Origin of the sequence: Psychrobacter sp. FME13, assembly GCF_014861395.1 — a bacterium.
Lineage (GTDB): Bacteria > Pseudomonadota > Gammaproteobacteria > Pseudomonadales > Moraxellaceae > Psychrobacter.
This window is the reverse complement of the sequence record NZ_RRYV01000115.1, coordinates 1-9,804: the sequence shown is the minus strand read 5'-3', so window position 1 is coordinate 9,804 and position 9,804 is coordinate 1. Positions and strand designations below refer to the sequence as shown.

Here is a 9,804-nt window from a genome sequence, read left to right as displayed (position 1 = left end):
CATTAACAACGATGGCGACACTAACCAAACCACCGACCAGTGATGGAAACTCTGGTCCTAAAAAGATACCAGTTAAAGTATAAGGAAGCGTAAATGCCAAACCTGCAAAAATAGCAAACGGCCAAATCTCAAAGCCTTCCTTCCAGCTTTTGTTTTTACCAAAAAATCGAGTCAGCATCATTACCATAAAGAGTGGCATAAATGTACCAATGACACCGTGAAGAATGGCCACTTGACTAGTAATCAGTTGTAAGAAGTCACTCCACTCTAGCCCTTGCTGAGCCAGCTGAGTGCTGATAGCAGCCGTATCCAAACCTTTGTTTACCCCAATAACGATAGGCGTACCGACCGCGCCAAATGATACAGGCGTACTTTGTATCATCATTCCCATTAGCACGGCACCTAGCGCCGGAAAGCCTATCGCTACCAGTAAAGGCGCAGCAATAGCAGCGGCTGTACCAAAACCTGCTGCACCCTCAAGGAAGCAGCCAAAGCACCATGCAATAATAATAGCTTGTACACGTCTATCTGGCGATACATTGGTAAAGCCAGATCGAATAACGGCAATAGCACCCGTGTGTTTTAAGGTATTCAGTAAGAAAATAGCGCCAAAAACGATCCACAATACTGAGACGGTGATGATCGTTCCCTGAATGATCGATGAAGATACTCGAGTGAACGTCATATCCCATACGAAAAGAGCAAGTGCAGCGGTAACAGCTAAGATAATTGGCATTGTTTTTTTGGCTGACCATTGCAAACCAATCAACAAAATGCCACAAAGAATGATTGGCAATAATGCCAGGAGCCCATACATTGTCTGATTCAAAATCATATCCTTTTTATTGTGTAATCTTCCTTGAATGAAGCCATCTAAATTTTCATTTTAACGACTACATTACGACTGGGGCTTGTTAAATATTTACAGTAAGTATCCTTACTTATCAAAGCATTCTATCGATCCAAATCAAAACCGCTACGCTACAACCAGCGCTATGGTCGAATACTTAGTAATATCTAGGATATTCTACGCTTTGTTCATAAATTGATATATTGTCTCAAAAGATAATATTATTTTCTTTTTTTGATATAATCTCAAATATATTACGCCAATTGGGGAACAAGTATGACTAAAGCTGACGATATGGTCTTATTCGTTCAGGTTGTTGAGGAAGGGTCGTTTTCGAGAGTCGCTGAAAAACTATCATTAACCAACTCAGTAGTCAGTAAACGTATAGCAAGACTAGAAGAAAGCTTGAGCGTGCAACTGCTCTATAGAACCACCAGAAAATTAAGCTTAACCGACGCGGGTAAAATGCTTTATAACAAAGCAAAAATTGCCAAACTTGCCTTTCAAGAAGCCGAAAATGCCGTAACAGGTTACGGTGAGGATATGAAAGGTAAAATACGTATCACCATGCCTGTCGTGTCTGCTAGCTTGGTGCTGAGTAAATCTATTGCCGAATTTTGCAAAAAGCACCCTGAGATATCGGTCGATTTACACATTAGCAATGAATTGGTTGACTTGATAGAAGAAGGATTCGATCTAGCAATAAGAACTGCTGAGCTCGAAGATTCGTCACTCATCGCAAGGCGGCTGTTAGACAGTCAATGGATAATATGTGCCACACCAAGCTATTTAAAGAAAAATGGTCATCCACAAACTCCAGAACAACTACAAAGCCATGAGTGTTTGATGTATAAGTTTGATAATACATCCAATGACATATGGCCGTTGTATGTAGATGGCACAGAGCAGCTACTCCCCGTAAATGGTCGGTTTAACAGTAACCATTTGAGCGCCATTAAACGTGCTTTACTTAGTGATTTAGGCATCGCTTTTTTACCACAGGCACTGGTTTATGAAGAGTTACAGCAAAATACGCTGACGCAAATCTTGCAAGACTTTACCCGAAAAAAAATGGGGATGTATGCGGTTTATCCTAAGGCAAGACAACCCGATCAAAAGTTAAAACTGCTCGTTGAGCATTTGCGACAATCATTACAGCAAAAACAGGCTTATTACTGCTAGGTAGAAGCTAAGCCTATACGTTATTAAAAAGCTTTTAAAGCTATGAGTGATGTAACTTTAAAGGCTTTTTACTTGCGTATTCATAACTGCTTCCTATTTTCCTTGTTTGACGGCAATTTATCTCATTTTTATCACCATTTTTGAAATGAAGACACGCCCTAGCAATCAAGGTGTTGCCAGCACCTTTGCGACCCGCTCGATTAGATATTCTTTAACCGCATTAAATAGCGGATCTATCAAGCGCCGTTCTGGGCAGATCAAATACAGCGGATAATTAGCGACTTGCCAGCCACCTACTGCTACCTCAACGAGCCTGCCTGCTTTTAAATCTGCGGCTATATCTAATTGTGATTTAAGGGCAATCCCCTGACCTGCCACAGCCCAACGCCTTACTACATCGCCATCTTTACTGCGCCGATTACCAGCCACGGCCACACGCTTGGTTTTACCGTCTTTCTCAAACGTCCATTCGCTCAAGTATTTTTCATCGTGACCCAAACACAGGCAATTATGCTGAGTTAAGTCGTTTGGTGTTTTTGGCATCCCAATACCCTGCTCAACTTTTTGTAAATACGCAGGCGCGGCACACAGCACAGGCCGGTTATTCAGCACAATGGGCAGCGCCACTAATGACGAGTCTTTGGGCGCGCCATAACGTAATGCCAAATCAATCTGCTGACCATATAAATCGACATAACTGTCTGACATATGTAGTTGCACCGTCACTTTGGGGTGAATCTGCATAAAGTCATCTAACCATGGTAGCACTAGGTTTCTGCCCAAATCGGATGAGGCAGACAACCGAAGCGTGCCTGTTAAGTCGGCATCATTATCATGCAGCCCTGCATAAGCGTTGTCTAAAATGGCCACGGCATCTCGGCAATGCTTTAAATATTGCTCACCTTTGCTGGTTAAACGCAACCTGCGGGTTGAGCGCACAAACAACACGGTTTCAATCTCGGCCTCTAAGCGTTTTACTGCCGCACTCACCACAGCGGGCGACAAATCTAAATGCCGCGCACAGGCAGACAAACTGCCCAAGCGTGCTGTTTCAATAAAAATACGTAAATCTTGCAAATTTTTCATCACATCCTCGCTTCCATCAAAGTGGCGCGTAAAACCAGTTGCTGCCACTCAATTGCGCATCATTATATAAAAATTATTGAAACTGTTTCGTTAAACGGCCTGATTATCAAACCAATCAATTATAGTAACATGTGCCTATAAGATTTATAAACCTATCTGGACACTTATTATGAATACGATAAAACAGCCTATGAGCACACATAACACTCAACCATATGCCTTACCAACCCCACTACAGCAGGCGCGTAACCTAGTGCTACCCTCAAAAAAAAATATGCTACGGCGTGCGCCATCGGTAGCGGCTTTTTGGCAGCAAAACAGCCCTTTACTAGAGCAAGCCTGGGTAGAATGGGAAACCACAGAGCAGCATCTGCCAATGCTTGATGAGACTTTATTTGACCCAAGCCTACGTGCGGCTGTCGCACAAGCATGGCAAACACCCTCTACCGAGATGGCCGTTAAAGATTTGTGGCAAGAGATCTTACCAAACGTTTACCAAGGGCAGTTGTTTGACCCTGCACAGCTGCACCAATTGCGCGGCTATTTGCAAGCGGTTTCAGATACCAACATTCCGATACGACCTCCTTATGGCATTGCGTTAAACCGCAATGGCGCGATGCTTGATGCCCGCTCACAAGGCTATTTGGCGGCACCACATTTTCAGGCATTTTATAGCAACCTGATGAACCGCTATATGCGCCCAATCGCGCGCTTATTGTTTGCCAATATTTATGGTTACGACACCCAAACCTTTGGGTTTTCGATTCAGTATCAGCCAACGGGCGATACCGCGCTACAGCTCCATACCGATGCATCGGCGGTGACCATGAATATCAATTTAAATTTGATAGATGAGCCGTTTACTGGGTCAGAGGTTGATTTTGTTGATCGGCAGTTGGGACAAACCAAACGTGCCATTTTTAAACCTGGTATGGCGATTATCCACCGAGGCGCCGTCCCGCATGCAGCGCACCCTATTACCAGCGGCCAGCGTACCAATATGCTGCTATGGCTGTATGGCGATAACATGCAAGTACCGCGCGGTGGGGCGGCCAATACCAGTATTAATGCCCAGCAGCGCTGGAGCATACCGCATAGCCAGCCCGATAGCGTGTCGCCATTTTAACCATGACCCTATATGTCAATCTAGAGTCAGAGTGGTATATAGGGTCATCTTAGGGCAGGGCATCTGGCGTGGCTAGTGGGTTAATATCTCGATATTACAGTCAAAATATCCTAAAAACGCTACGGTATTGCTGATATCGATTTTTTGTAGCCTCTGCCTGCGTAGACACAGCAAGCGAGAAAAAGTGATATCAGCGATGCATGGTGTATTGATATTACTTTTCACTGACCATATCTGTACTATTTTCAAAAAAATATTGAAAGTGTTTGTAGTGGCCGCTACTGGTGACCATACGCAAACTTTATTACTATTGTTAATGATGATAAATAACGATGACGGCTAACAAAGACGTATCAGCCATTCGGCTTCACTATTACAAGAATAAGGATAAAAAATGAAAAAGAACATCTTAATCACTGGTAGTACCGATGGCATTGGTAAGTTGGCCGCCATTAAATTGGCACAATTGGGGCACAACGTGTACCTACATGGCAGAGACGCCCATAAACTGGCGGCGGTAATTGCTGAGGTAAAAGCGGTGGCGACTCAATCTAATCAACAAGTAGACGTGGATGGTTTTGTGGCAGATTTTGCTAAGCTGACCGATGTTAAAAGCATGGCAGACGCTGTTATAAATAAATTCACTGCGACAGGCTTGCACTTAGATGTGCTAATCAATAACGCAGGCGTATTTAAAGTCGCCAACACCCAAACTGAGGCAGGGTTTGATGTGCGCTTTGTGGTCAATTACTTTGCGCCGTACCTACTCACCCAAGCATTGCTACCATTGATGAGTACACCTCAAGCATCAAGCAATGCTTCTAATTCTGACAACCATTTACCTGCCCGTATTGTGAATTTAAGCTCGGCGGCGCAGCAAGCGGTATCGCAACCGGCCTTGGCTGGGCAATGCAGGCTGAGCGACCAAGACGCCTATGCACAAAGCAAACTGGCACTAACCATGTGGAGCATGGCACTGGCAGAACAAGTGGCTGCCAAAAATATCAACGTGGTTGCCGTGAACCCCGGCTCATTGCTCAATACCCGTATGGCAAATGACGCTTACGGACAACACTGGTCATCTGCCGATAAAGGCGCAGGTATTTTAGTGGCCTTAGCCGTGGCCGATGAGTTTGCAACCGAGACAGCCCAATATTTTGATAATGATATTAGAGGCGAGCACGGCGATGCACGCGGCGAGTTTGGTAAACCGCATAGCGATGCCTTTAACACAGCGGCCACCACCACGCTATTACAGCACACTCAAAAAATACTAACGGCCTAAAGGTATCTGCTCAATCATATATCCGTATGTTAATGAGCACTAGCTTAATTAGCATTAACTTGGTCAGCACTACTTAGTCGCACTACTTAGCTAGCACAAGCATTGGCATCAAAAAAATTATATTCATATCACAACCAACACATTTAGGACACCCACTATGAAAGCAATTGGTTATCAGCACAACTTACCCATCAGCAACGAGCTGGCATTACAAGACATTACTATCGACAAACCGGTGGCATCGGGCCGTGATATTTTGGTCGAGATAAAAGCCATTTCAGTCAATCCGGTTGATTACAAAATCCGTGAATCAAGACCAGCCGCAGAGAGTGAGTTCGCGATTATTGGGTGGGATGCCGCAGGTGTGGTGACGGCCGTGGGCGACGAAGTGAGCTTATTTTCCGTGGGCGACCATGTGTATTACACAGGTGATTTGACCCGCTCAGGCAGTAACGCCGAGTACCAACTGGTTGATGAGCGTATTGTGGGACGTATGCCAGAATCACTTTCATTCTCTGAAGCAGCGGCTCTCCCCTTAACCACCATCACAGCGTGGGAGATGTTGTTTGATCGTTTACAAGTGCCCGTTACTCTCAGCCAAGATTCTGATGAGAGCTCAGCACAACAGACAGAGAATCGCCCAACAGTTTTAGTGGTCGGTGCTGCAGGCGGCGTGGGCTCAATCATGACGCAGCTGCTCAAAACCCGAACCAACGCATTAATTATTGGCACAGCATCCCGCAGTGAAAGCGTTAAATGGTTAAAAACGCTAGGCGCAGATCATGTAATTAATCATCGTAACCCATTGTCAGATGAGCTGAACAAAATCGGCATTACCGAAGTAGATTACGTGGTGAGCTTAAACAACACCGAAGAACATTTTGATGAAATCATTAAATGCTTAAAACCACGAGGCAAACTGGGACTGATAGATGACCCCAACACCTTAAATGTGAATGCCTTAAAACTAAAAAGCATAAGCCTACATTGGGAGTTTATGTATACCCGCTCGATGTTTACCACACCCGACATGATAGAGCAGCATCATTTGTTAAATGAGGTGGCCACCTTAATTGATGCAGACAAGCTAAAAACCACCGTGGCTCACGAGCTTGGCACCATCACGGCTAAAAACGTGCGACGCGCCCACCAAATGCTAGAAGATAGAGCCGCGCACGGAAAAATTGTACTAGAAGGCTGGCCTGATACCGCCGAGTAGCCTGTTTTGCATAGCTGATACCAACTTTATATATAGTCGACCCACTATAAAATAAATATAGCGGTACGGGTTACATTATTTTGCGCCGCCTCTGTCTGCGTAGGCACAGCAAGCAAGAAAAATGTAACCCATATCGCGTAGTTATACCTCTTTTATTTAGGATTGACTATACCTAACCGTCATTAACCAACCGCATTCAAGGATTATTATGAAAACCATTAATGAAGCCCTAAACTGGCGTTACAGCACCAAAGTATTTGACCCAAGCAAAAAAATTGCTGATGAAGACTTTGCGCAAATCAAAAACCTATTACAAATGAGTCCATCAAGTACCAATATTCAGCCATGGAGCTTTGTGATTGCAGATGATGACGCAGGCAAAGCACGTATTGCTAAAAGCACTCAAGGCGCCTTTCATTTCAATACCCCTAAAGTAGTAGATGCCTCACACGTAGTGGTATTTTGCACACGTATCCACGCCGATGATGAATACATGCAGGCAGTGCTAACAAAAGAAGATGAAGATGGCCGTTATGCGCAGCCAGAATTCAAAACACAAATGCACCAAGCACGCCAAATGTTTTTAGACATTCATAGATATGATGTAAAAGATGAGCCACATTGGCTGGCCAAACAGGTATACCTAAACATGGGCTCGGTACTGTTGGGCGCGGCGCTATTAGGAATTGATACCGTACCCATGGAAGGTGTTGATTTACAAGCGCTGGATGAAGAGTTTGACCTGCGTAGCAAAGGTTATTCTGCGGTGGCGGTTATATCATTTGGTTACCGCAATCATGACGATTTTAATGCCGAGATACCCAAATCACGCTTGGGTGAAGAAGCGATTTTCACTAAGGCTTAATCATTAATCAAAGTAAGCGTAAACATGATATAGTCAGTCCTAAATAAAAGAGGCACAACCACAAATACGGGTTACATTTTTCTTGCTTTCTGTGCCTACGCAGACAGAGGCGGCTCAAAATGTAACCCGTATCGCTGTATTTGTTTTATAGTGGATCGACTATAAGCCAATACATTTTTTATGGTATTGGCCGTCTTTAATCTGAGCACTAGTAAACGGTCAATAAGCACAATTTTAATATTGGTATTGGCCGTTTGGTTTTTTATCGTTAGGAGTCTGATTTAACGGTGTTATTTTAGACCTAAAAATGCCATCACTATCGTTGTCATAGTAGTGGCATTGCACTGATAAAAACTTTGGACTTCACTCTTACTTAAATAAAACTAACGTAAATCATCTACCACGGCAAGCATAGCCACTAACGAGGCTTCCCCCAATTTAGCAGAGCGCTCTGGTGACCAGCCCATCTCCTTATCAGGCAGATTATCATTGTCTTTGAATGGCATCTCTAACGTATTAGCAAGACAATCAAAATGCTCAGCCACCCAGTGGGTTGCTATCGTCATATTGGCCGTGCTTGGTGCATCAATCTCATAGCCAATTTCAGACTGAAAGTCGGCACTTGCCAATTTCAATATCTCTGAGAATCTATCACGTAGACCAGCGAGACGGTCGCTATAGCTTGGAATGCCTTGCGATCCAGCAAGGAATACATACGGCAGTGCTTCGTCGCCATGCACGTCATAAAACAGATCAACGCCGGTTTCTTTCATTTTATTAATGACATGAAATACTTCAGGGCTTTTCTCTAAGCTTGGGCTTTCCCACTCACGGTTTAAATTGGTTCCCACCGCGTTAGTACGTAAGTGTCCACGCACGCTGCCGTCAGGGTTCATATTGGGCACAATATAAACGTTCGCTTTATCCAATAACGACTTAGACGTGGGATTATCGCTGTCTAATAAAGCATATAACAAACCTTCGACCAACCACTCTGCCATCGTCTCACCTGGATGCTGACGGGCGGTAATCCATATGTTGCGTTTATTCGCATCACTATTGCTATCATCATTGCTGATTTTAACCAAGGTCAGTTCGCGCTTATCAAGCGTTTCGCCTAAATGCTCTAGCATTACCAATGGGTGCGTTTGTACTGCTGCCAATAAATCTTGGTGACGCTCATAGCTGTAAGGAGCAAAATAAGCAATTTGAATGGTTTCGCATTCCAGCTCTGCCATGATGGTTAATTTGCCTTCTTTATAAGAGGTTGGCAAACGAAACCACTGCTGACGATCATACGAAGCGACTGCTTGATAACTCTCCCACCCTTCTAGATAAGATGCCTCTCCTGCATTCATGATATTGAGAACATACTGCTCTCCTATCTGACCAGACAGACGAAAGTTAAACCACTGAAAAAACTCACCGCCAATGTCTGGACGAATGGCTAATTGAATGTCTTTTTTATCATCTAGGTTAATAACCTCGATATTACCTGCATCAAAATTAGCAGTAATGTGCATAATCGCTCCTTAATTCAGTTTTATAGTGGTGTCTTACAGAGTAGTAATGAGAGTACTTGATAATTTACTTATGTCTTTACGACCTCAAATCGCGTATCAGCTGGTTAGTGACTAACGCTGTGAATACTGAACCGACTACAGGTGCGTTGCTGTTATCACTGTTTGTAGTCATATGCCTAGCCATCACCTCTGCTCTATCAGGCGTTGGTCGCGGGGTAAAATGGCTCAGTAATATCAATATGATATTATCATTCTTACTACTAGGATTCTTCTTAATTTTTGGCGCTTCTATGTTTGCCCTAGAAATGCTGGACAAAGGTATTTTTTCTTATATCCTCCATGTACCCGTAATGGTCTTTACTGTTTGGGATCCTAATACTGAACTTGGTAGCTGGCAAACCAGTTGGTCTATATTTTACTGGGCATGGTGGATTGCATTTGCACCATTCGTTGGTATGTTCTTAGCGCGTATCTCCAAAACTCGTTCCATTCGTGAATTTGAGTTGATTGGTATTATTGCCCCTAGCCTAACGCTATTTTTCTGGTTTTCTTTTCATTTATTATTAGGGCTTGTTGAACATTCAAATATTAGGGCTGCTGATTGCTAAAATTGCACCAAACTAGGCGCAAGCCGACGATAATGTCGAGACCTTAACGAGGATTGTAAC

9 protein-coding genes are annotated in these 9,804 nt (G+C 43.8%); 6 read left to right on the top strand and 3 right to left on the bottom strand.

The window, feature by feature from the left end; genetic code table 11:
- Positions 1 to 829 (bottom strand): L-lactate permease (locus EI164_RS11965; protein WP_263972667.1); only part of this gene is annotated, 829 nt, incomplete at its 3' end.
- Positions 830 to 1,126: 297 nt separating this feature from the next.
- Here EI164_RS11965 and EI164_RS11960 point away from each other — a divergent pair.
- Entirely contained in the window at positions 1,127 to 2,032 is a 906-nt protein-coding gene (locus tag EI164_RS11960; protein ID WP_192520183.1) for a LysR family transcriptional regulator, read from the top strand.
- Between the two features lie 165 nt (positions 2,033 to 2,197).
- Here the strand turns inward: EI164_RS11960 and EI164_RS11955 are convergent, their stop codons facing one another.
- Positions 2,198 to 3,166: a LysR family transcriptional regulator gene (locus EI164_RS11955; protein WP_318779548.1), complete on the bottom strand. Its 969-nt coding sequence runs from the start codon at positions 3,164 to 3,166 to the stop codon at positions 2,198 to 2,200.
- Between the two features lie 121 nt (positions 3,167 to 3,287).
- On the opposite strand from EI164_RS11955, the gene EI164_RS11950 reads away from it, so the two are divergent.
- The 4 genes from EI164_RS11950 to nfsB all read left to right on the top strand — a co-directional run bounded on the left by EI164_RS11950 (position 3,288) and on the right by nfsB (position 7,613).
- Positions 3,288 to 4,244 carry a hypothetical protein gene (locus EI164_RS11950; RefSeq protein WP_225739265.1) on the top strand — a complete coding sequence of 319 codons (957 nt, stop codon included), beginning with the start codon at positions 3,288 to 3,290 and terminating at the stop codon, positions 4,242 to 4,244.
- A 394-nt stretch (positions 4,245 to 4,638) separates the two neighbouring features.
- Positions 4,639 to 5,529 (top strand): SDR family NAD(P)-dependent oxidoreductase, encoded by an 891-nt coding sequence (locus EI164_RS11945; protein ID WP_192520182.1) that lies wholly within the window; start codon positions 4,639 to 4,641, stop codon positions 5,527 to 5,529.
- A 157-nt stretch (positions 5,530 to 5,686) separates the two neighbouring features.
- Complete coding sequence (locus EI164_RS11940) at positions 5,687 to 6,748, top strand: zinc-binding alcohol dehydrogenase family protein (protein ID WP_192520181.1); 1,062 nt, start codon at positions 5,687 to 5,689, stop codon at positions 6,746 to 6,748.
- Positions 6,749 to 6,956: 208 nt separating this feature from the next.
- Positions 6,957 to 7,613 carry an oxygen-insensitive NAD(P)H nitroreductase gene (nfsB, locus tag EI164_RS11935; protein WP_192520180.1) on the top strand — a complete coding sequence of 219 codons (657 nt, stop codon included), beginning with the start codon at positions 6,957 to 6,959 and terminating at the stop codon, positions 7,611 to 7,613.
- 383 nt (positions 7,614 to 7,996) lie between these two features.
- Here nfsB and EI164_RS11930 read toward each other — a convergent pair whose 3' ends face one another.
- Positions 7,997 to 9,136: a M14-type cytosolic carboxypeptidase gene (locus EI164_RS11930; protein ID WP_192520179.1), complete on the bottom strand. Its 1,140-nt coding sequence runs from the start codon at positions 9,134 to 9,136 to the stop codon at positions 7,997 to 7,999.
- Positions 9,137 to 9,243: 107 nt separating this feature from the next.
- Here EI164_RS11930 and EI164_RS11925 point away from each other — a divergent pair, with 107 nt between their 5' ends.
- Complete coding sequence (locus EI164_RS11925; RefSeq protein ID WP_413038462.1) at positions 9,244 to 9,744, top strand: BCCT family transporter; 501 nt, start codon at positions 9,244 to 9,246, stop codon at positions 9,742 to 9,744.
- Positions 9,745 to 9,804: the final 60 nt, after the last annotated feature.